General features: G+C 46.0%; 20 protein-coding genes and 1 pseudogene. 5 read left to right on the top strand and 16 right to left on the bottom strand.

Features of this window, described 5'->3' with window-relative positions; all coding sequences use genetic code 11:
• The 6 genes from TJ79_RS07785 to TJ79_RS07760 form a co-directional block, all read right to left on the bottom strand.
• Nucleotides 1-691 (bottom strand): carbohydrate ABC transporter permease (locus tag TJ79_RS07785; RefSeq protein ID WP_040949731.1); only part of this gene is annotated, 691 nt, incomplete at its 3' end.
• Nucleotides 692-709: 18 nt separating this feature from the next.
• A complete protein-coding gene (locus TJ79_RS07780; protein WP_052339384.1) occupies nucleotides 710-1,648 on the bottom strand; it encodes an ABC transporter permease in 939 nt (312 codons plus the stop codon).
• Nucleotides 1,645-2,730, bottom strand: a complete 1,086-nt coding sequence (locus TJ79_RS07775; protein ID WP_052339383.1) for a glycoside hydrolase family 130 protein — start codon at nucleotides 2,728-2,730, stop codon at nucleotides 1,645-1,647. The genes TJ79_RS07780 and TJ79_RS07775 overlap by 4 nt, the downstream gene beginning before the upstream one ends.
• 206 nt (nucleotides 2,731-2,936) lie before the next feature.
• Nucleotides 2,937-3,986: a response regulator transcription factor gene (locus tag TJ79_RS07770; RefSeq protein WP_040949730.1), complete on the bottom strand. Its 1,050-nt coding sequence runs from the start codon at nucleotides 3,984-3,986 to the stop codon at nucleotides 2,937-2,939.
• Nucleotides 3,964-5,742 carry a sensor histidine kinase gene (locus tag TJ79_RS07765; protein WP_040949729.1) on the bottom strand — a complete coding sequence of 593 codons (1,779 nt, stop codon included), beginning with the start codon at nucleotides 5,740-5,742 and terminating at the stop codon, nucleotides 3,964-3,966. The genes TJ79_RS07770 and TJ79_RS07765 overlap by 23 nt, the downstream gene beginning before the upstream one ends.
• Before the next feature lie 160 nt (nucleotides 5,743-5,902).
• Nucleotides 5,903-6,376 carry a VOC family protein gene (locus tag TJ79_RS07760; RefSeq protein ID WP_040949728.1) on the bottom strand — a complete coding sequence of 158 codons (474 nt, stop codon included), beginning with the start codon at nucleotides 6,374-6,376 and terminating at the stop codon, nucleotides 5,903-5,905.
• A 101-nt stretch (nucleotides 6,377-6,477) separates the two neighbouring features.
• Between TJ79_RS07760 and TJ79_RS07755 the strand changes: the two genes are divergently transcribed.
• A complete protein-coding gene (locus tag TJ79_RS07755) occupies nucleotides 6,478-7,392 on the top strand; it encodes a helix-turn-helix transcriptional regulator (protein ID WP_040949727.1) in 915 nt (304 codons plus the stop codon).
• Nucleotides 7,393-7,413: 21 nt separating this feature from the next.
• On the opposite strand, the gene TJ79_RS07750 is transcribed toward TJ79_RS07755, so the two are convergent.
• Entirely contained in the window at nucleotides 7,414-10,026 is a 2,613-nt protein-coding gene (locus TJ79_RS07750) for a winged helix-turn-helix domain-containing protein (RefSeq protein ID WP_238322882.1), read from the bottom strand.
• Nucleotides 10,027-10,493: 467 nt separating this feature from the next.
• Between TJ79_RS07750 and TJ79_RS07745 the strand changes: the two genes are divergently transcribed.
• On the top strand, nucleotides 10,494-11,408 hold the full coding sequence (locus TJ79_RS07745; protein ID WP_238322881.1) for a GNAT family N-acetyltransferase: 915 nt from the start codon (nucleotides 10,494-10,496) through the stop codon (nucleotides 11,406-11,408).
• A 109-nt stretch (nucleotides 11,409-11,517) separates the two neighbouring features.
• Here the strand turns inward: TJ79_RS07745 and TJ79_RS07740 are convergent, their stop codons facing one another.
• Both TJ79_RS07740 and TJ79_RS07735 read right to left on the bottom strand, forming a co-directional pair.
• Nucleotides 11,518-12,687 carry an Acg family FMN-binding oxidoreductase gene (locus TJ79_RS07740; RefSeq protein WP_238322879.1) on the bottom strand — a complete coding sequence of 390 codons (1,170 nt, stop codon included), beginning with the start codon at nucleotides 12,685-12,687 and terminating at the stop codon, nucleotides 11,518-11,520.
• 25 nt (nucleotides 12,688-12,712) lie between these two features.
• A complete protein-coding gene (locus TJ79_RS07735) occupies nucleotides 12,713-13,372 on the bottom strand; it encodes a TetR/AcrR family transcriptional regulator (RefSeq protein ID WP_040949723.1) in 660 nt (219 codons plus the stop codon).
• Nucleotides 13,373-13,719: 347 nt separating this feature from the next.
• Here TJ79_RS07735 and TJ79_RS07730 point away from each other — a divergent pair, with 347 nt between their 5' ends.
• From TJ79_RS07730 to TJ79_RS07720, 3 genes are all read left to right on the top strand, one after another.
• Nucleotides 13,720-14,508 carry a CPBP family intramembrane glutamic endopeptidase gene (locus tag TJ79_RS07730; protein ID WP_162162931.1) on the top strand — a complete coding sequence of 263 codons (789 nt, stop codon included), beginning with the start codon at nucleotides 13,720-13,722 and terminating at the stop codon, nucleotides 14,506-14,508.
• Nucleotides 14,509-14,614: 106 nt separating this feature from the next.
• On the top strand, nucleotides 14,615-15,316 hold the full coding sequence (locus tag TJ79_RS07725; protein WP_040949722.1) for a response regulator transcription factor: 702 nt from the start codon (nucleotides 14,615-14,617) through the stop codon (nucleotides 15,314-15,316).
• The gene (locus TJ79_RS07720) at nucleotides 15,306-16,394 is read left to right on the top strand and encodes a sensor histidine kinase (protein WP_052339381.1); all 1,089 of its coding nucleotides are present in this window, start codon (nucleotides 15,306-15,308) and stop codon (nucleotides 16,392-16,394) included. The genes TJ79_RS07725 and TJ79_RS07720 overlap by 11 nt, the downstream gene beginning before the upstream one ends.
• A gap of 26 nt (nucleotides 16,395-16,420) precedes the next feature.
• Here TJ79_RS07720 and TJ79_RS28035 read toward each other — a convergent pair.
• The 7 genes and pseudogenes from TJ79_RS28035 to TJ79_RS25790 all read right to left on the bottom strand — a co-directional run.
• Nucleotides 16,421-16,577 (bottom strand): annotated as a pseudogene (locus TJ79_RS28035) (IS256 family transposase); the annotation flags it as partial.
• A 7-nt stretch (nucleotides 16,578-16,584) separates the two neighbouring features.
• Entirely contained in the window at nucleotides 16,585-17,043 is a 459-nt protein-coding gene (locus TJ79_RS07715) for a staygreen family protein (RefSeq protein WP_040949721.1), read from the bottom strand.
• Nucleotides 17,044-17,859: 816 nt separating this feature from the next.
• A complete protein-coding gene (locus TJ79_RS07710) occupies nucleotides 17,860-18,648 on the bottom strand; it encodes a sugar phosphate isomerase/epimerase family protein (RefSeq protein ID WP_040949720.1) in 789 nt (262 codons plus the stop codon).
• A gap of 335 nt (nucleotides 18,649-18,983) precedes the next feature.
• Nucleotides 18,984-19,772 (bottom strand): DUF6612 family protein, encoded by a 789-nt coding sequence (locus tag TJ79_RS07705; protein ID WP_040949719.1) that lies wholly within the window; start codon nucleotides 19,770-19,772, stop codon nucleotides 18,984-18,986.
• A gap of 265 nt (nucleotides 19,773-20,037) precedes the next feature.
• Nucleotides 20,038-20,397, bottom strand: coding sequence for a VOC family protein (locus TJ79_RS07700; RefSeq protein WP_040949718.1), 360 nt, complete (start codon nucleotides 20,395-20,397; stop codon nucleotides 20,038-20,040).
• 15 nt (nucleotides 20,398-20,412) lie between these two features.
• On the bottom strand, nucleotides 20,413-20,844 hold the full coding sequence (locus tag TJ79_RS07695; protein ID WP_040949717.1) for a VOC family protein: 432 nt from the start codon (nucleotides 20,842-20,844) through the stop codon (nucleotides 20,413-20,415).
• A gap of 885 nt (nucleotides 20,845-21,729) precedes the next feature.
• Nucleotides 21,730-23,343, bottom strand: a 1,614-nt coding sequence (locus TJ79_RS25790; RefSeq protein ID WP_202903304.1) for an S-layer homology domain-containing protein, incomplete at its 5' end; no start/stop codon positions are given.

Raw genomic sequence — 23,343 nt, 5'->3', positions numbered from 1 at the left:
GCATGATGATATACTGCAGCGAGTATAACTTCGTGTTGTCGATATAGAGCATGGCCGGCATCCAGGAAGACCAATAGCCAAGAGCATAAAACAGCCCGATGGTGGCAAGAGCTGGCAGAGACAGGGGCAGCACGATGGAACGCAGGACGCGGAACTCTCCGGCCCCTTCGATTTTCGCCGATTCAAACAATTCTTTCGGGATGTCATTGAAGAAATTGCGCATCAGGAACAGGTTCCAGGGCGACAACAGCGCCGGCAGGATATACACCCAAATCGAGTTGGACAGGTGCAAATACCGGGTGACAAGGATGTATGAGGAAACCATCCCGCCGCTGAACAGCATCGTGAAGTAGAAGAACATCGAGATGGCTCCCGCGTAGTAGAGCCGGCGTCCCGACAAGGCGTAGGCCGCCATGCTCGTCACCAGCAGGCTGAGCGCCGTTCCCACAACCGTGATGAAGATCGTAACCAGATAGGCGTCGGGAATGGTACTGCTGCTGAAGATCGCTCTATAAGCTGCAATGGAACCATGCTGCGGAAAGAGCCGGTAGCCTTCTCTCATCAACGCGACTTCATCGGTCAATGAGCTTGCCACCACCAAGAGAAAGGGATATAGGCAAGCGACGGCGAAGCAGGCGCAGAGAATGTAAAACAGGACGGAAAGTAAACGGTCGGTGCCGGTGTTTTTCATAATAGTGCCTCCTTCCCGCTAAAATAGAGCCGAGTCTTTGTCCAGTTTTCCGGCTAGCTTATTAGCACCCACCACTAAGATGAATCCGACGAGAGATTGGTAGAGGGCGATCGCCTGGGTCATGCCCATCGAGCCGGTCGTGCGCAGGGAGCGGAATACATAAGTATCGATAGTATCGGTGGACGGGAATAGGAACGAATTATCCCCGACGAGCGAGTAGATCATATCCAAATTGCCGCCGAAAATATTGCCGAGACTCAGCAGGAACAGCACGACGATGGTGCTTTTCAAGAGCGGCAGAGTAATGCGGAAAATGCAGGAGAAGCGGGATGCGCCATCCATTTTCGCCGCCTCATACAACTCCTTGTCGATGCCGACGATGGCCGCCATGTACACGATGGCGCCAAAGCCGGCCGTTTTCCACAGATTCATGAAGACGAGAATCCACGGCCACACTTCCGAATTCGTGTAAAAAGAAAGCTGCGGCAGGCCGAGGGAGGTGAACATTTTGGCCAGCACGCCCGTGTCGGCGGTGAAAAACGCGACGGTAAACAGCCCGATGATCGGCCAGGAAATAAAGTTGGGTAAGATCATCACCGATTGCATGATGCGGACGAAAAAGTTGCGCCCCAGCTCGGTCAGCATGATCGCAAGGGCCAGTGACAAGGTCGTGCCGGTGATGATGAAGGCGACATTGTAAAGAACCGTATTCCGGGTGATGACCAGCCAATCGCTACCTCGGAAAAAGAAGCGGAAGTTTTCCAGCCCCACCCATGGGCTGTGAAATATCCCTTTGAGCGGATTGAAGTCCATGAAGGCGATGGAGATGCCGATCATTGGCAGATAAGCGAAGATGATGCTGAACAAAACCGCCGGTATCGCCAAAGCATACAAGTATCGGTTGGCTACAAGATCGCGCAAGCCTCTGTGTTTGATGCGCTTCGCTTGCGCTTTCATCCTGTCGTCCTCCTTTCCGGCTCCGGCTTCCCGGCTTCCTCTGTATAGATGAGCGTTTCCATCACGTCCACCAGCGGCACTTCCGCGTAGGCTACGCAGGAATCCGCCGCGCCGTAATACAGCCGGATCGTCTCGCCTTCGAGAAACGCGCCGCAAGAGAAGACGACATTGCCGAAGAAGCCCTCGGTCTCATAGTTTGCTTCCGGCTCCATGAAGGGGTGCCCGCAGCGGGCGACGAGCTTCCAGGGCTCATCCAGATCAAACAACATCGCACCCATGCAGTACCGATTGCGGGTGTCCGCTCCATGGTAGAGCTCCAGCCAGCCATGCTCGGTGCGGATCGGAACGGCGCTGGCGCCGATGCGGGTATCATCCCACATCCCGGAGCGAACGCCGGCTATGTGACGATGCCTTCCCCAGTGCTCCAGATCCGGCGATTCCGCCAGCCACATATCCGGCTTGGCGTAATGGGAAGCGGACGGACGGTGCAAGGCGTAGTAACTGCCGCCGATCTTTTCGGGAAACAATACGACATCCTTGTTGTCGGGATGGAAGATCAGTCCGCGGCGTTCGAAGGAGCGGAAATCCTCCGTATAAACAAGCGGAACCGTAATCCCCAGTGACGATACGGCGCTATAGGTGATGATGAATCCGCCTTCAAGCGGCGTAATCCGCGGGTCCTCGATGCCGTAAGCCTCGTATTCCGTCGCGGGCTCCAAAGCGGGAACCGCTTCCACCTCGAAGCGAATTCCATCCCGGCTACGGGCAACGCGGATATGCGAGATAGAGGTTAAGTAATTTTGTTCGGGTGTCTTCACAACCCGCGGGTCGCTGAGGTCGGCGCCTTCCCGTGGGATGCGACATACTTCCATTTCATTCGTCTCCGGATTGTATAGAGGAGTGAGATAAACATCCGCCTCCCGAGGCAGCGGGCGTTCGGCTACTCGGAGCAGCAGGACCACCTCGTCCTTCAACCGGGCGACGCCGGCGTTGAAGACGCCGATGACCTCCCAGCCCTTACGCGAGGGCGGTACATCCCGGCAAGTGAGTATCGGATTCAACTCGGATCGTGTTAGTGCCATGTGAAACTCCCCTTCCAAACCGCTTCTGTAATTTCGCTCCTTTATTGTAGCCCTCCCCATCCGTGTTCCGTTACTTCCCCAATTGCCTGATTGGGTAGAATCTCTTCTTCCCGCGCAGGCCGCAACTGCAAAAAAACCGACCCTTCGGCGCAAATCATTCCTCTGCCAAAAGGGCCGGTTCGTTTTTTTTGGGCTTTACGTCCGTTTTATTTGTTTCGGCTTGCTGACCGGTATTCGCTCGGGGAATGGCCCGTCTTGGCGCGAAAGATCTTGCCGAAGTATTTTTCGTCGGTGAAGCCGGATTTCTCCGCAACTTCATAAACAGGCAGATTGGTTGTCTGGAGCAATCTTTGAGCTTCCCGCAGATTGGCCTCCTGGACATGGTAAACGAATGAGACGCCGACGATCTCTTTGAAGCACTTGCTGAAGTAGCTGACGCTCAAATTCACGGCGCGGCACAGCTCCGTCTGCGTCCATCTTTCCCCGGAAGCGTTATGCAGCAAATCGAGGGCGCGGAGAATGGACGCGATCACTTGCTCCGAGTACATTGTGGCGCAAAACCGTCGCATCGCCTCCTGGCGGAAGGTATCCGTCCACCCGTTCAACTCGGGCAGCGTGTGAACAGCTCCCAACCTGGGCAGCAGTTCTTCGGTCACCGGTAATAGCGATGGACAGCGTACCGGCCATTGCCCGACCGCTTCCGTAAGAAGCCCCTTCCATGCGGGAGCCGACAGGGCATGCACCGTTTCCTCCAGCAACTCCTGCCAGAGATCGGTTTCAGCGATCCAACCGAGAGAACTCCATTTGTCCAGAAGCCTTCTGAAGGAATACGCATCGTCTCCGGGCTCTGTCCCCGCCGGCCGTTCCCGTTCGGTTTTCTGCAGAAGCTGCCTCGAGACGCGCTCCAGCAGCTCATGCACTGTCTGGTCGTCGAGTTGGGTTTTCACCATATAATCGACGGCTCCCAGACGGAGCGCCTGCTGCACATACGAAAAGTCCTGGTGACAGGTGATCACGACGGACAGGATGGACGGATAGGTCTCGGTCAACGATCGGATGAACGCCAGTCCGTCCTGGCCTGGCATGGAGATGTCGGTCATCACCAGGTCGACCGACTGAACGCTCAGGATAGCCCTCGCTTCCTCCGCCGAGGAAGCTTCCCCCGCCCATTCCATTTGATAGTCCGCAAGGGGAAGCATGCTGCGGATGCCGCGCCGCACAAGCGGTTCGTCGTCAACCAACAAGACCTTGAACATGAGGCCCCTCTCCTTTCACCGTATTGGGAATGATCAGGGTAACGGTCGTTCCCGCTCCCTTTTCGCTCTCGATCCGCATGGATGCCAATTCGCCGTAATAGACATCCAGCATTTTTTTTACATAATTCAAACCGATCCCAATCCCCATGCCGCGTCCGCTGCTGCCTTTCAACAGCTCCCCGATTTTCTCCGGCTCCATGCCAATCCCGTCATCCTCTACCCGAATGCGGATCAGCCCGTCGCTGTATCGGGCAATGTCCACGATAATGGTGCCTTCCTCGCTTACCAGCCCGTGGTACAAGGCGTTCTCCACAAGTGGCTGCAGGATAAAACGGGGAATGGGGACATCCTGAATGTCGGCTTCTCCCGCCACCTGGACGTTGAAACGATGGTCATAGCGGATATTTTGCAGCTGGATATAGTCGCCTAGAGCGGCGATCTCTTCCCGGATCGTTACAATCATACTGGTTTTGCCCATGTTATATTGCAGAACTCGGGTAAAGACTTTGATCAGGTCGTAAATCTCTTTTTGCCCCTGCTCCAAAGCCAGCCATTGAATCGTATTGAGCGTGTTATGGAGAAAATGCGGATTGATTTGGGAGATCAGCTTCTCGACCTCCAGTTCTCCCCGCCGTTTTTCTTTCGACTCCACTTCCTGAATCAGTTCGCCGATCCGATAGCTCATCTCCCGGAAGCTGGTATGAAGCATTTCGAATTCTTCCAGGCCAGGCTTAAGCCGGTCCAGATGGTCGCCTTTCTGGCTAAATCGGTTCATGGCATGGTTCATCCTTTGCAGCGGGCGGTACACCATCCGCCATACATAAGAGGCAGCGCCCACTGTTAAAGCGAGGGAAAGGAAGAGCACGAGGGCAAACTGAATCTGCCACTGCTTGATCTCCTTTTCGTAGACGTTTTTCGGAACAAGCGAAACCAACTGCCAGCCGTTTTTGCCGGTAGCCGTGAACTGTCGGTAATCCCGCAACTCGCTCGTTTGCACCTCGTGAAGTGAGGCACCACTCTGGACGGCGAACGGCAGATCGCTGTAATGTACCGTCTGATCGCTGCCGACCAGCAGATGATAAATTGCCTGTTCCCCGCTCGGGTCGGAGACATCGGCAATATATTGGTTCAGATTCGTCTCCAGGTAGACATAATACATCCCGCCTGATCCGTAGGGAATGCTGCGGGTAAGCGAGATCACCGTCGCTTGACTGGAATTGAATACGGACGGATGCGGGCTGCTGTAATAGAGCTGCCCTGCGATATAAAACGATTTGAAGGGATTCGGCTCCAGCGCCATCCCGAAGAGCTTGGGCTTCAAAGGTGCGGATTCGAATTGAATGGGATTGGGATGCCCGGCAAAATAAAAGAACAATCCCTGAATGCCGGGATTGGAATAAATGATGTTGGTAAGCGACTTGTCGATGGTTAGAAAGGCTTCGGTTTTCACCCTGGGATCTTCACTATTCAAATAAGTGGTCAAGTTGTCGCCGATCCCTCCGCCGATGGCAAGCAGCTGGGAAACGCTCATCAGGTTGGAAAAAGCTTTCTCCAGCGCATCTCGCTCGCTATCCAGAAGCAGCTGATAGTTTGCGCTGACTTTTTCCATTTGCACATTGTAAAACCAATAGTATGAGGTGAAGCCGATCAGGATAATCGGCGTGATAGTGACGAATACCAGCAGGGTAGTCAGCCTGCCCTTTAGCTTGTTGGGCCAAATCCACTTCAGGAGGCCCGGTGTGGTCCTTTTCTTCATGCTGCTCCTCCTTGACCCCTATCGTATCATAGATGCACCCCTTCCATTATAAAAGCAGCTTGGCAACCATAGGTACGCTTCCTTTTGTCCAATTGCGGGGGTTGATTTCTTCAAATAAAAAAGTCCAAGTAATCGAACCTTGGACAAATGAGAACACCATTTAATTTGAAAATCGTTTATTGGAAAGGACTTTATCAAGAAACTTATCGGCGTCACTATTGAATTTCCATACAACCCCGAATTTATCCGCCAGCGTTCCAAAGCACGATGACCAAGGAGTATCGGATAACGGCATGATCACATAGCCGCCAACAGACAAATGATTAAAGTATTCCCCCAGATTATGTTTGTCCTCGATAACCAGACTGATCAGCACATGATTTCCTTTAACCAAGTCGCCCGTTATCCCTTTCATGGAAGGTAAAATATCCGACATCATGATTTTCCCGCCAGCGAATTCGATCGAAGACTCCATGATCATATTCAACTCATTTTCTGGCAGAGGATAGTTTGGATCTTGCGGAAAATCCTTAAATTTGACTTTCTTTACTTCTGTGGCATTTAAAGCCTCCGCATAAAATTCAATCGCTTGTTCTGCAATCCCGTCAAAGTTTAAATAGGCAATAGCGGCCATCGAACAATACCTCCTTCTTGTGATACATGAAGTATAATCGATAAAAGGTGACAGCTTAGTGTCACCATTCTGAGATAAAATAGAGAAAAAGGAGGGCAACTATGGACAAGGTTGAGAGACTCATTTCGATCATCATGATCTTACTGAAAAAAGATATTGTTTCGACAAACGCATTCGCGCAGTTATTCCATGTTTCGAAAAGAACGATCCTTCGCGATATGGAAACGCTGAGTTTATCGAATATCCCCATCTATTCCGTAAGCGGAGTTAACGGCGGCTACGGAATTTTGGATGAATATAAAATGGATAAGCGCCTTCTAAGCAGCTCGGATTTAGAGAATATCTTAACAGCGCTCGGCGGATTGGGAAAAATCATGGTTAGCCAAGAAGTTGAAATGACGATAAAAAAAATAGAAGCAATGGTTGGCCCACTGCCTCTGCAAAGTTCAATTCAACTGTCCTTTTATGATTGGGAGGGCCGATCCGAGATTCTGCCAATCCTGATAATATGTCAGGAATCCATATTGAAGAGAAGGTTAATTTCATTTGAATATATGGATAAAGACGGCGCTACGACAACTCGAATGGTCGAACCCGATCAGCTTCATTTCAGCGAAACGAGTTGGTATCTGAAAGGATTCTGTTTATATCGGATGGGCTATAGAACGTTTAAATTATCCCGGATCCATCATCTTACTATGGATGAAAAAACATTTAGCCCTAGAGAGTATTTATTAGATGAACGTGAAGCAAGATATCAACCGCAACTAGTCGCTGTTCAGGCGTTGATTTCGCCTAGTATAAAAGATCAATTCATTGAAAGGTACGGCCGAAACTGCATCGAAACCTATAATGCTGAATTCTTCTTAGCAACCATTCATGTCCCTCAAAACAGTACGGGCTTTAAATTTCTGGCAAGCTTCGGGACGAATTTAATAATTGTAGAGCCCAAACCATATAGAGAAGACTTCCGAACCTATTTAAATCAAATGATGGAGAACTATAACGAGGAGTAACATGCTTTCCAGTAAGCTGAGTCAAATCAGATTCATGTGCTTTGCTTTTTGAAGCGCTTGTACGCGGTTATTGCACGTCAGCTTGCTATAAACCCGATTAAGATGGAGCTTAACCGTTCCTTCTGCGAGATAAAGCTTTTCTGCAATCTCCTTGTTGGACAGCCCATGCGCCAGGCAACCCAGAACTTCCAGTTCCCTTTTGGTAAGCGTGGAGACTTGTTCAGATTCCTTTTGCTGGATATTCCCTAATTCATGCGTTTGCTCACTCATCGCGGTAACCAACTTCTCAACATAGCGAAGGGACGCACCTGCTTGCAGTTCTGGCACCATGTGCTTTTTGCGATACTCCATATAGTTGTCGAGGATCTCCTGCAGTAGCTGCCGCTCATCCAGAAATGTACGGAAATAGCACTCTTGTTCCCCTAACTGCAGTGCTTTGTGTAAAGCCTGTACAGCCTGATACGTTTCCCCAAGTGCATACTGGATTGCCGCTTGGAACAAAAGGTTCTGCAAAAGGCTGCCAACCCGTTTCGACTGTTCGGCTACTTTTATCATGTGTAAGGAGAGTTCACGTGCTTCCTCGAATTGTTCTTTGAATAGCAGAACACGGATCATCGTTAGATTTTCGTATTCCTGATAGATGGTTATCTCCCTGTTCAGGTTCAATTTAGAGCTTTGCAGCAATTGCTCCAGTCTCTCATGATCTCTCCTGACCATATAAAGACGCGCCAAATACGCATAATAAATATGCTGCCAGCGGGCATATTCCTCTTCCCCGACCTGCCTGAGCGTGTCAAATCCATGGTGAATGACCCCAATGGCTTCCTCCTGCTTCCATTCTGCCAAGCATAAGTTAGCCAAGACAATGGTAGCAGATACGTAGGTACCGATGTTTCTGCGTCTTAAAGCAACGTCGTAAGTCATTTTCGCGTAAGTCCGTGCAAGATCGAGTTCGTCGCTTTCATAATAGATCTCGCTCAATGCACAATAGTTGTCAGCTGCAAAGTGATAGTCATGCATCTCATTCTTAACGATAAAACGATACCACTGCTCATGAAATTTCCTGGCAAAATTCAAACGGCCCAAGAAGCCGTAAAATCCTTGGGTGATGGAGGCATTACCGTCAGTTAAGTCGATCCCCTCTACCAAATAGACTTCTTTATCCAAATGCTTCCGATTCTCATGGATATCATCGCGGGCTGTAAAAGCTTCCAACAACTGATAGGCAGAATCCATATCCACCCGCAATATGGCGTTCCAAAGGTTGATAACCTCGATCTCTTCCGATACCCGTATTACAAATCCGTCCGGAAGGGTATCTCTCATTAAAAGAATCTGTTCCTGGAGTTCCCTGACACCATTAGCCGTTTTCTCACTGTCGCCCTGGAGCAGCTTATTCCACATCTGGATGACAAGCATACTGGGCCTTCGAGACAGCTCTTCCGGAAGCTGTTCGAGCCATTTTTCCAGCGTACGCTGCTCCCGCCGCTTCAAAAAAACCGCACCGTTCTGTTCGATCAGAATAGCGGCCTCTTCATAAGAACCCGCTATAAACATATGGTTGATCGCTTCATACAGATAGTTGTGTTTTTTAAACCATTGAGCCGCTTTCTGATGCAAACTTGAGATGCTGGCAGGTAACTGTTTGGAAAGCCGATCCTGCAAAAATTCGGCAAACATATGATGGTACCGGAACCAATAGCGTTCTTGATCCAAGGGAATGAGGAACAAGTTGGCCTGCTCAAGCCATTCAATCAAAGCGGTACTCTCTCCCCCGGTTACAGCATTGCAAAGCGAACCGTTCATGCGATCCAAAATGGAGGTTTGTAACAGGAAAAGCTGAATTTCCTCTGGAAAATGAAGAAAAGCTTCCTCCAGCAGATAATCGACCACATAGCGATGTTTCCCGGAGAAATTGCTGATGTAAGCGACAGGGACGGACGGATCGTTTCCAGAGAGTGCCGCTAGCTTCAATCCGGCAATCCAACCTTCCGTCCGGTCCTCAAGCAAGCGCAAAAAAGTGTCATCCGGTGCACGGCCTATCTCTTTGTTCCAATAGGCGCGAATCTCGTTACTCGTAAAGCGCAAATCGGCGATGCTTAGCTGATGCAAATCTCCTTTTGCTCGCAAACTACCCAGCGAAAAAGGAACTTCCTTCCGCGAGGCAATGCATACATGCATGTTGGCAGGTAAGCGCCTGATAAGCAACATCATGGAATGATGGACTTCAGAGTCCTCAATGACGTGGTAATCGTCAAGAATAAGGACAAAGCTGTCATCGACCGAGACCAATTCGTTGACAAGAAGCGTAATAACATTTTCCAAGTCAGGTTTAACCGATGATTGAAGATGGGCGAGCGCCTGACTCCCAATCCCCTTCTTCACTTGTTGCAATGCCGCGATCACATACACCCAAAAACGAATCGAATCATTGTCTGCGCTGTCCAGCGAAAGCCATCCCGCATGCATCGGCAGTTGATCGACCCACTCTCCTAACAGAGTTGATTTACCAAAGCCGGGCGGAGAAGAGACAATGCTTATTCGGCAAGCGAGTGCCCGATTCAAGCCTTCTATAAGCCGAGGACGGGCGATCAGTGCTCCTGAACTGAACGGGACAAACAATTTTGTTGCCAAGAGGGGCTTTGACGACGGTAAACTCTCTTCATGATGGCTTGAATATCCCTGAATGTTCATCCTCATCTTCCTATACTAGTTAAAATATAGAAACACTTTCCTACATTATACAATAGCAGATCACCTCATACTCAATGTTTTTCGCTAAAAGTATCGACTAACCGGTTGCAGGAGCTCGATCCAGAGTCCCCTGCCAAGATGACGTACCGATAAAACAAAGATCGCATATCCCGGGAGTAAGAACCGAACATTCGACCTTAAGCAACATACGTGGTGGAGAAAATAACTATAGTTGTAAATTATGTTTGATAAATGGTCAAGGTATGTTAACGTCCGTGGTAATAACAGTTAAGGGAGGCGTTTGTTGTGAGTAAACAAATCTTAGCAAAGGGCAAATTTATGAAGGGGAACTCGCATAGCTAGCCCTCTAAACTGCGAAATCCCTTACTATTGAGAGGGGTATCATTTTGAGCCAACCATCAACAGAGGTTTTCATACGCAATTTCCAAATAGAAGACATGCCTTTGCTTGGCGCGTTATATCAATCGGTAACAGCAAAAGAAAATGCAATATTTTGGTGGGTCGGGGACGAAGATAATTGGAGTAACGTTTATTGTGCATTTGAAAATGGGAAAATGGTTGCAAAAGGTCAAGTTAGCATAATCAGCACTGTTCCTCCCGGTCATTCAAAAGAGAACAATCACTCCATTTTCGTTAATCTTAAAGCCATTCCCGAAAGAGAAAGTGACATTGATTTGCTCGACAAAATCTATCACTATCTGCTCATAAGAGCAAACCACTTAAAAGAGACCTTACCAAAAGAATATGGAACAATACTATGTGTAGGCAACAATTCGACAGAAACAGCAAGCAATCAGTTTTTTATCGATAAAGGATACCGGCATCTGAATAGTTTGTTTAACATGAGTCGAGATTTGAATAAACCAATTCCTGAGTTAATTCTTCAAGAAGGATTTCAATTTTCGCATTGGAAGATGGAGTCATCTCGCGAGGAAAGAGAATACCTAGATATAGAAGCTGAAATTTGGCCAGTAGGGTTTTATAGACTTTCAGAATACAAAAAAAACAAACTATGGACGTCCATGGTAATACGTCAAGCAGACACCGTTGTTGGTGGAGTGATGGCATGGCAAGAAGAAGACTATGGTGTTATTGAGGATGTTTTTGTCCGCGAGCCGTGGAGGAAACGCGGCATTGCTAAGTATTTGCTAACACAAGCTTTAAGATATCTTAAGTCTCATCAGTTACAAAAAGCTAATCTTATGGTACTAACAACAAATAATTCAGCCTTATCTCTATACGAATCCGTTGGTTTTTACGCAGATAAAGAAGAGATAAGGTACTTTATAGAACTGAATTAGGCAATAAAAAAGAGGGGTTCTCCGCCCCTCTTTACTAATTGTACACGCCCTCCAAGGATTCATACAAGCGGCCGTGTGTTAAGCCCATCGAATCGTCTTGCCTGTCCACTTATTTCATTATCATCTCATTCACGTCTCTTCGCATCGTAAGCGGAAACTCCTTAGTCGGCTTTCCGAGACGGACGAACATCTGGATCGTTTCACCCTTCGGTGCAAATTCACGATGGATGCCCTCATACAGCTCCTTCATCTCAGAATACTCCTCGATCGGTTGGCTTAAAGGCTGCATCACATAGCCTAAGGTATGGGCCGTCAAAATCAACCTGCTGTACAGCATGCCGCTTGTCACCTGCTGGGTACGGCTATTGCCTTGGGTTAAGATCATCGCATAGGCAGGTGTATGGTTGACACCGGTTTGCGCCGTTTTTATCATCAGCCCCGCCGAACTCTTCTCATTATTCATAAAGGGAAGCAAGGTAACCAGCCCTTGAAGCAGATGCTTTTTCATCCCGATAGTTCCTTGTCCTTCAAAGGAAAATCCATATCGGTACTTATTCTTCTGATATTCATTAAAACGAAAAATCCCAGCCGCTTCTTCATTGATACGATGTACATCCGCTTCGATCTTTGTCCCTTCCAAGGCGAATGTTCCCAACCTTTTCAACTCATCAGCCCCTTGAAAAAAGGTGATCGTCCTATCATCCTCCTGATTGATCGAACGCAACTGAGCGATCGCACTAGCCGTTAATGGCTCTTCCTTGTATGCGGCCCTGTTGGTATCGGGCAAAAACATCTCATTATAGAGCGTATCATCCTTCGTAACCGCCTTTGAAAGGACGACCTTAGCCACCGGTTTCTCCTTCATGCTTTGAACAAGCAGCCCCTCATCATACTCTCCTAACGGAAAAAGGGAGATCTCCGTTTTGTAGCCCAGCTTAGCACCGGCCACTTTTACGTATTCCAAAAAGGTGCCTTGAGTAATCATGAACTGCCGTGCATACGGGTCTACCTCAGGAGTCAATCGCTCCGGGTCGGCATATAAGTAAAAGACTCGCGAATCCGCATCCAGCCGAATCTTCCAAGGCTGCATGTTATGGCCGTTGGCCGCGAGAATGCCATGGGCCGCAAGCTGAATTCTCGGGTCATCGAACTTCTGTGCATACGTCATCTTCCAAGGCTCCAGGTACGCCTGCTTAGCAAAGATTCCGCTTGCCAGCAGAATCGCAACAACAGACACCGCTAACAGACCACCAAGAGATGAAAGAACGATCACAACCATCCTCCTCCTCCGCATTTTCATACTCCTATTCATTCCTTTCCCCGGCTTCAATCGAGCGCAGCAACAGTTGAAAGGAATCCGTAATCAGTTTCTCTGGGTCTCTTTTATGATAGTGGACAATATAATTCCGTTTTCTGCTGACCGTCGTGAACATGCCAAGCATGCAGGACCATAAAATGATCGCCGTACCCGTTATATCCAAATCCCCACGGAGAACCCCATCTTCCATTCCCTTTTTCAACGTCTCCGATACATAGGAAAAAGCTTTCTCCCCAAGGGCATAGCATTTTTCTCTAGACTCGTCAGGAATTGCGTTTAGAAAATCCATTTCTCCGTTCTCGTATTCCATAATCGCCGCGAAATAGGGTGGGTAATCTTCGCTGAACCGGTAGAAGGTTCTTCCCAGATGCTGAAGCCGGTCTAAAGCATTCCCCTCATTCTCTCGGAAGACTTCTTCCATCATCGTAAGCAGAATGTCGTACCCCCGTACCATGATTTCAAAATACAGCTGTTCCTTGCTGCTGAAATATACGTATACAGTTCTTTTGCTGAACTCCGCCTCCCGCGCGATATCATCCATCGTCGCTGCCTCGTAGCCCTTGGCGAAGATCACTCTTTCCGCCGCCTCGATTAGATCCGTCCGACGGATTTCCTTTTCCTTGGCTTTGCGTTCATGTGCCCCCATGTTTTTCTCCTTCTCATTTTCTATAAGGGTCAAAACCGCCTTGAAGTAAACTGTGAGTTTACTTTATTTCATTATAGTGCACAATTATCGGTTCTGTAAACAATTGGAACAAAAAAGCTCCCCATTTGGTACTTAGAGCAAAGAAATAAGCACGTGACTATTGAAAAAGTCCCGTGCTTATCCATTATACGCACCATATGGTTTTCCATTTCTATCCTTACTTCATTTTGTCGTGCACTGGTTCTAGTATTGAGCCCAAAATGTAAGAAAAAAGTTAAAAACGAAAAGCACCGTCTGCCTATAATCATATTTAGGATATCCTTAAATCAAAACAAAGGACAATGATTATGATCAAACTCAAGGTATTTGCGATCCATCACCCAATTTTACTTTCCATTATAGTAACTACATTGGCAATTCTCATCAGCAACATTGATATCCCGTTCGACGGATTATATGGGTCTTATCTATGTGGTATTCTCGTTCAGGGTAGTATCTGCGTGTTTCTCCTGTTGTTGATCAAATTAACCGGAATAAACACCAGAACTGTTTTCAGTAAACCGGCTAGCCGTAAAAGCCTTTTACTTGTCTGGCCGCTTGTACTATTTATTTTGTTGAATGCATCCAATTTGTTTGGCGGCAACCTGAAAATAGAGGTTTCAAAACCTGGTCTGATTATTTTATACATACTGGTATATACTTCAACCGGACTTTTTGAGGAAATATTATGTCGGGGATTTATTCTTAATCTGCTACTGCGTAAATGGGGAAATAGTAAGAAAGAGATTTACTTTTCGGTTGTCATCTCCAGTACCTTTTTTGCGCTTGGGCATATTAATGGCTTATTGATCGGAAGAATGGATATATGGTCCACAATCGCCCAGATTTTCTATGCGCTTTTTATTGGGGTCTGTTTTGCTGCGTGCTATTTGCGGATTCAGTTGCTTTGGCCTGTGATTATCTTGCACGCGCTGTTTGACATGTCAGGCGAACTGCGTGAACTGACAGCCGGTGGAGCAATTCATCCGTACATTACGTCTACCCCACTCAACGCTATGGTCGGTATCGCGCTATTATCCGTAGTGTTTTTCTATGGACTTTTTATCCTTCGAAAAGTCAACGGAACGGGGCTATGATGTTCGGACGGTAGAGACACTAGTATCCCTGTAAAAACCATATGTTATCCTAAAATATGCTATGGTTTAGTTGGATGGCAATTGTATATTTATTGAGGTGCTTGCAGTGAACGGATATAACATACTCGTGGTAGATGATGAACCGGAGATTACCGAACTAATTGAAATCTATCTGAAAAATGAAGACTATACGGTGTATAAAGCCACAAACGGGCAGGAATGCATCGCGTTGCTTCAGGCTACAATCATTCAACTGGTAATTTTGGATATAATGATGCCTGGGATGGATGGCATGGAAGCTTGTAGACAAATCCGTGAGACATGGAACATCCCGATCATTATGTTGAGCGCTAAATCGCAGGATATGGACAAGATCATGGGTCTGACCATCGGAGCCGATGATTATATCACTAAACCATTTAATCCTATAGAACTCACAGCGAGGGTCCGGTCCCAACTACGCAGGTGTTTTTTATTAAATCAACCGAATTCTGGTGAGCAGAATGCAAATGTCATTGCTGTGAAAGACATCGTCATCTTTAAGGACAAACATGTGGTAACCAAAAATGGAATCGAAATAAGTCTGACGCCTAAAGAATATGATATTTTATTATTGCTTGCCTCAAACGTTGGAAAGGTCTTCAGCGCGGAGGAAATCTTTTTCAGGGTCTGGCAGGAGAAATACTTTGACTCGCACAACACAGTCATGGTGCATATGTGGAGACTCCGGGAAAAAATCGAAGATGATCCGAAAAATCCTCGGATGATCGAGACGATATGGGGAGTTGGCTATAAAATTGAAGAGTAGAATTACAAGAATAGGGAATAAGCTCATATTAACTCTCTTTTTAAGCGCTCTTGCAGCAAGTGCTTTTATTGCGGCTTTGTGCGGAATTCTAATTGCGCTTTCTGATATAAAGCCATTCGCTCAATTTTTCTTTGATCATATCCTTCTATTTTTTTTCGGATTCATCACAATTTTTATCATCGTGCTTATTGTTACTTTTTACTTGCTTACTGCAAAGAGAATCGCCTATCTTGAACAGATAACGCGAGGGGTAGAAGAACTGTCACAGGGGAATTTGGATCAGCAGATACCGATGCAAGGGTCAGACGAATTAGGCATACTGGCGTCTTCAATCAATGATATGTCACGCAGGATGAAAAATTTGATTGATCAGGAAAGAGAAAACGAACGGGCAAAAAACGAGCTGATCACCGATATTTCCCATGATTTAAGAACTCCGCTGACATCAGTGCTTGGCTTTTTACAACTGATTGCATGCGGTTCATCTGATGATGGGAAGACATCTCAGCATTACGCTGATGTCGCCTATGCAAAATGCATCAACCTTAAAAGGAGAATTGACGACCTTTTTGAATACTCGAAGCTGAACAGCCCAAAAATGAAAATCAACGAGCTTTCATTCAATCTTTCGGAGTTAATTGAACAGGTTGTACTAGGATTCATCCCTGTTTTCAACGAAAATGGAATGGAATATCGCATTTCATTGCCCAATCGAAGAATCGTTTTATCGGCTGATCCATTGCTGTTTTCTAGAATGCTAGAAAACATCATAAACAATGCGGTCATCTATGGCAAGGAAGGTAAGCTGATTGAAATTTCTTTGACCCAGGTAGAACGGGACGCTGTCATAACAATAGCAAACTATGGGAACACGATACCCGATAAAGATTTACCTAAAATCTTTGAAAAATTCTACCGTGCGGATAACTCCAGAACAAGCGAGGGAACAGGTCTGGGTTTAGCAATTGCGAAAGCAATCGCTGAAAAACACTGCGGGATAATATCCGCATTTTGCGCTGATGGTAAAACTACTTTTAACCTGAGATTTGAAATGAAAGGTATTAGCAATTCCATATAGGTGGTTTCACGTGTACTGCAATAATATAGCGTAGCAAGATATAGCATTTTAAGCAGCGATTCGTCTGTCAGGAAGATGCTTTTCCCTGTGTAACCTTGGTGTAGTTGCCGATGATAGGAATTTGAAGAACGCAGCCAGCTCGTCCCACTTGTTGCACCATGAGCAAAATATCAGCAGATATTTGGTGTATTTAAGATAAATACTGACGGGGTGTACCGTAGTAGAGAATCTGAGAATACTGAGGATAACTTGACCTGTAATGGATAAAGATCGGCGCATCAAGAAGATGAGGATAATGAGCGTAGAATGGGCGGTCTCCATAGACAATGCCTTTTAATGCAGTAGTCATTTCTCGCATGAAGATTCTAAGACGCACACCCGCTGCGGATAAACTGAACTCCCCTCCATCTACATGCGCTGATCCTATTAAATTTGAGTAGCCATTTACATCCTTTTTCCACTCTGCCAGCACTTCATCACGCATTTGGGGATTAACAGCCTGTAAATTATACTTATAACCTATATCTAAAAAGAGTTGCCCCGTATTGTCAGAATGTGTAAGTGTATATTTCCTCCCCTCTGCCGGCTGAGTGAAAGTAGCTGGCGGAATAAGATTTACGGACAATTTTCTTGGGTTAAAATCGGGCATGGATAATCCCTCGCATTCTTATTTAAAGCCTACACTGTATCAACTTATGTGGGTGAATACCCTTCTGATTGGATTAATGCCCATATGGTGCCCGTACCGCCTTTTCATCACGCATCGGCGGGTTATGGATTTACTGATCCACGGTTCTCCTCCATAAATAGAGACGCAAGTAAGCCCTCTACCAAGTCCATGGTTGAGAGCTTTTGCTATTTTGGAGATGTAATTGGATCACCCTCGCAAGGTTCCGCGGATCGAAGCTAAATCTACCGCTATAGGTGGTCTCACTATTTATGCTCTAAGCGACCGTTTTGGCTTTGTCATGACTAATATTTCAATTCATCCACAGAACTCACCCTTCTAATTGTTGCATGGTTCTTTTCAATTTCACTTATACAATTCACTTCAATTTATGTGCCCTTAATGCTAATTTTTCTAAATCATCATATTTGAATTCACTTAATAAATCCGTTGTCTTCAGCTTTATTTCCAGTTCAGACTCCAAAGAATATTGAAGGCAACAGGCAGAAATAAACGCTAAGACATAATTCTTGCTTTCAGCACAAATGTATATTTTATTAAACGTTGAAGAGAGTTCTTCATACCATTTCGCGGTATAGTTATAATCTATCGCTTTATCTGTTGTATGGTCAGTTGTTCTATTTTCTTCCGTATAAGTAGTCCTATTTGCTTGAGGGATCGCAGGGTAACGGCTTGAAACTACGTGTTTTTGTAATGAATCAAGATGGCATGAAAAAAGAGGGGCTCTCCGCCCCTCTTTACTAATTCCGCCAATACAGCTTCTAATTATTTCTGTTCTTATAGATTATTGAGTCTTAATGTTTCCAGTCTTTTTGCCCGCTCAAACGCTTTTTGTAAAAATCCCTCTGCCGATAAATCCAGATAGTCCCAATTCATGGCCTCTAATGCAGTCGCACCCGAATAGCCCGTTTCCGCAATTCTTTTCATGGCTGTAAACCAATCAATTGGGCCGTCAAAGGGTAACTGGTGTTGGGCATGACTTCCGCCAATATCATGTAAATGTAGAGCCATCAACCGGGAACCGTACATGGTTAATAAATCACCAGCCGATTTGTTGCTAAAGTGATGTCCGGAGTCATAACAGAATCCGACGCGCGCGGAATCCACTTGCTCCAGCACATATGCTAAATTCGTAAGGTTCCATAAATTCTCTAGCGCAACATTGACGCCAAGCTGTTCGGCTTTTTCTGTGATTCTCTTGATCCTATCCAGTCCCAATGCATTATATGGATGGTTATCATCCGGAAGGTGTACCACCATTGTCGGAATCTCAAATTCAGCGCAATCCGCAACACACTGTAAATAGCAATCGGTCAAGGTTTCCCCGTCCAGATCGTCAAGCCAGAGGTTGTTTTGTTCTTGGACAGGTGTGTGGATATTTTCTATAAAAAGCCCCGCTTCCCGCGCCATCTGTGGCCCGTTGCGGTAATCGCCCCGACCAGATCCGTCACGGCCAAAGCCATCACTCCACCACAGTAAAACGCCGTCAAATCCGGCTTCTTTTATTAACTGATAACGTTCCTTAATCGGCAATTCATAACCAAACCAATCATAAATAGTAATCATAAGCCGCTTCCTTTCATGCTGTTTTTTTCTCGTCCCTCCTTAACATCAATACCACCGCCTCTACATGACTTGAGTATTGGTCACTAAGCTTTAGCTTTAAAGAAAAGCAGCGGGAGGGGCAAATCTGTAACTGAACAATTATCATACAACGTATGAATCCGAGCATATTATTTTGATAAAATCGTGTAGTGTACTTTATATATTATCATAACTCGAACACCGAATGACCATTTTTTACCTCTCAAATAATTGCACACTATTCGCAATAAAAAAAATACCGCCCTGTTTAGGACGGTACATAAGATGGTTAATTTTCAGTTACTGATAATAATTTACTACACACCTTCAGGAGTTTTGATTTCAGTGATTTCATTGAACTTGTTAAATTGAGACTTCATGTCAATTACCATACCCACTGTCTCGCCTTTGATTGTTATCTCTGCATCCATGACCATATCGAGTTCTTTTGGATTATAGGTTTGCTTATCAAGCACAAATGTATATTCCACTTTGTTAAACTTGTATTCTGGCTTTTCTCCGTTTAAAGCTGCAGCCATACCTGGCTGCGAAGCCAATTGTTTATCCAACTGTTCTTCAACAAATGATTTAAACTTATCACCTTTTGCTGAAAGCGATAATGTATAAGAATCTCCGGATTCCTTCACAGAAAAATCATCTACAAACTGCTTTAATTTTTCAAGCTGATCTGCTGGATTGTTCTGCTCTTGTTTCACACTACTCATTACTTGGTCAATCTGATCTTTAGGAAGGGTTTGCCATTTACCTGTTTGATCCTGCATGTAGAAACCATCTTTATTTAAAACTAATTGCATTTTAACGTTTTGACCTTGAGCACTTGTCTCCATGTTCATATCCATCTGAATCTCTGGCTTCACGATCATATTTGAAGTAATTTTTGAATCAGTAGCTATTTTATCACTGCCTTGTGCGATTTGCATATTCATGGTCATATCCATAGCGAAACTTTCCAACTTATTACTTGCTTCAAGTGTCTTAGCATATACGTCTGCAGCTTTTTCTGATTGTTCTTTTGTACAACCACTCAACATAAACGTACTGATCAGTAATACTGCAATTCCCCATTTAGCCCACTTTTTAAACATTAAAATACTCCCCTTTTTTGAATGATATCTAATAAGAGTACACTTTCGTGCATCCTAAATGGTATAAAAAATGTCACTCACTTCCAGCCTTCGTTCATCTTACCGTAGGAGAAAATCTTATTCAATAACTGTTTGTCCTGTAGTTACTAGCTCTCGTCTGTTGTATATCAAGTAGTTTAGATGTCCCCGTTATTTATTAGTTTTTAGCTGACAAATGAAAAAGACAAATCCACCTCTAATGATGGACTTGCCTCGATTCACTCTATTAATCTTCTTCCATAATTGCTAGCCTATTTCCTTCTGGATCCAAAATATATAAAATTCTTCCAAAGCCTAAATCCTTTATCGGTTCAATAGGATATTTATGTTTTGTTATTGCTTCATATATGGCATCTATATTTCCTCTTATGGCTATTTCAACAGGACCCCCAAATCCTTTTTTCCAATATTCTTTATCCCATAATGCAATCTGAAATTTATCAACACCATAGCCTATCTTTGTTCCATCAGTTGTTCCATTAAATCCATGAAAGAGTATTGGTATTTCAAGGATATCATGATAAAACTGTATCATCCTGTCTATTTTTGATGTATATAAATTAACACAATATAACTTTTCTATCATGTTGGTACCCCTTCTCTAAAAAGTTAACATTCCGTGTTCATCATATTTAAAATCTGGCCCATATGCGACTTCCCAGTAATAACCATCCGGATCTGAAAAATAAGCATGAAAACCACCCCAAAAAACTTCTTGTGGTTCCTTCACTACTGTTCCTCCAGCACTTCTAACAAGTTCGATAACTTCATTTACTTTTTCTTTACTATCAACATTATAAGCTAATGTAATTCCAGAAAATCCTTTTCCAATGCTCGGTGGATTAACGCTATTAATATCTTCTGCTAGTTCTTGTAACGGGTACAATTCAAGCTTCGTACCATATGTATTAAAAAAAACCATATGCGGATTATTTTCCTTCACATCCGTTACAAATCCAAGCCCATCACGGTAAAATCTAACCGACGCTTCCATATTGCGAACTCCTAAACAAACAATACTTACTCTATTCATATATCATCACTCCTTATGTGTTTATTCACTTTATACTAATTTTCAATTTCTATTTCGTCTTGTAAAAAAACGACATAACAATTAGCATAATTTAAGGATACGATACAAATTGCAAGAGACTTAAATGATGAGGCCATCCCAAACCCGTCCCAAAACGCAGGAAAGCAGAATTGTAGTGACACCTGGCTAGGTTCCACAATTCGACTACTCCTGACGAATCAAAACCAAGAGCGTGACACTGGGTAGTAGAATTTACATGAATCCGAAGGATTGCATTATCGTCCCCAATCAACATGAAGGGTGTGGAATGCATTATAAGAAGAACAATAAGGGGTATGTTTACGGTAACTACAACAAGCCTGGTTAGAACAGGGGAATAAAATGTAGCAACCATCTCGAACGTGAAGCAGATTTAAAATTAGCTATTATTGAGGATGTTCGAGCGCTCACATCTAATCTCACCAATGATACAATTTGGTGACATGACAGATGAGGAATATAACGAATACATTTCTGAAACTAATCTACGACTGAACGAACTCCTTGATGAATTTTTGTCCTTCAAGGAGCTGACTCCAGAGATCTTGCATCGACTAATTAATCGTATTGCAATTAAAGCAGAAGGGTTCGAGAATCTTTTACAGATTCTCGAACCCTTCTGCTTATCCTTTACTTCTAACTCACAACGCCACCGATTCCACATGTGTTGAGTAGGCAGAGTCAACACACATAATCAACGAGGGTTACCTTGAAGCCGATAGTCACTGCTTCAAGGTAACCCTCTTACCGCTTAACTGATGTCACTCAATCGATCACTGCAAGCTGATGCACGTACTAATGAATACGACCGCCGCTTGCGCTCGTGTCGTTGCACCCCTTTAGAACTTACTTGTTCAGTTTCGTAAGCATGTTCAGAACAACCGTTACGGCTTCCGCTCTGGTCAACAGGCCTGCGGGATCGAACGTGTTCGCGCCTTTACCGTCTACGACGCCTAACTGTTTCAACGCAGCGACCGCGCCTTGAGCCCAAAACGGAGTGTCCCGCACGTCCGCGAAGCCGGTATAGCCAGTGTTCGCACTAGCGGACAAGCCAAGCGCCTTCGCAATCATGACCGCCATCTCGGAGCGCGTTATCTCCGCATTCGGGCGGAAAGTACCATCCTCGTACCCCGTAACAATGCCTGCCTGCAGTGCTTGCGCTACGGCGTTACGTGCCCAGCCTCCGATGTTGCTTGCGTCGGAAAACGCTATTGCGGCGCCGTCCGTTTGCGGCTTCAGCGCGTTCATCAGCATCACGAGAAATTCCGCGCGCGTGACGGACTTATTCGGAGCGAATGAACCGTCCTCGTATCCGCTGACGATTTTCAGACGTGCTGCTTGTCCGATTTTCTGCTCTGCCCAGTGTCCCTTTGTGTCATTATAAGTCGTCTCTTCAGAGTTGCGGGTAATGTTTACCGTATACGTGTGAGTCGTGCCGTTCTCTGCTTGAACTTGGATAAGAAGCTCATTCTTGCCCAGGTTCAGATCCGCATTTATGCCGACGGGCACGACTTGTCCGTTCAGCCGATACGTTGTCTTTGCCGCCCAGTGATCCGTAGCCGTCCCGATTACAATCTGAGACGCATCTGTGTTGGCCTCGTAGGTAAACAGATCCTCCCTGAACGCCGGCGATAACGTCAACGATTCTCCTGCGCCGAACGATAACGTCAACGACTTTAGTTCGGCGTTACTTGAAGCAATATAAGGCGGAATCACAGTCGGCGGCGAGGTGACCGTCAGCGTCGCCCCGTTCGACGTTGCATTAGGCGCTGCCAAACCGCTGGCGATTACCCGATAGACATAGCCGTTCATCCCTGCCATTGCCCCGGTGATCGTCAATGTCGCCGTAGTCGCTCCGCTGTATGGCGCTCCATTGGAAATGTTCGTAAATCCAGAGCCTTGATCCACTTGCCATTGGTAACCCGTCGCATCGGACGCCGTCACGGAGAAGGTCGTGTTCCCCCCGGCGGCAATGGTAACGTTGCTTGGCTGGCCAGTGATCGACGGCGGCGAGTTGACCGTCAGCGTCGCGGTGTTCGACGTCGCGGCAGGCGTTGCCAAACCGCCGACAACAACCCGGTACAAATAACCGTTCATCCCTGCCGTTGCCCCGGTGATCGTCAATGTCGAAGTCGTCGCTCCGCTGTACGGCGCTCCATTGGAAAGGTTCGTAAATCCAGAGCCTTGATCCACCTGCCATTGGTAAACCAACGCGTTGGATGCCGTCACGGAGAAGGTCGTGCTCCCCCCAGCAGCAATGGTAGCATTGCTAGGCTGGCCCGTGATCGCTGGCGGCGAGTTCACCGTCAGCGTCGCGCCGTTCGACGTCGCGTTAGGCGCTGCCAAACCGCTGGCGATTACCCGGTAGACATAGCCGTTCATCCCTGCCGTTGCCCCGGTGATCGTCAATGTCGACGTCGTCGCTCCGCTGTACGGCGCTCCATTCGAAAGGTTCGTAAA

This window comes from Gorillibacterium massiliense (assembly GCF_000455485.1).
In the GTDB taxonomy this organism is placed as follows: domain Bacteria; phylum Bacillota; class Bacilli; order Paenibacillales; family NBRC-103111; genus Gorillibacterium; species Gorillibacterium massiliense.
Note: the sequence above shows the minus strand (reverse complement) of the source record. Positions and strands in the feature narration are given on the sequence as shown.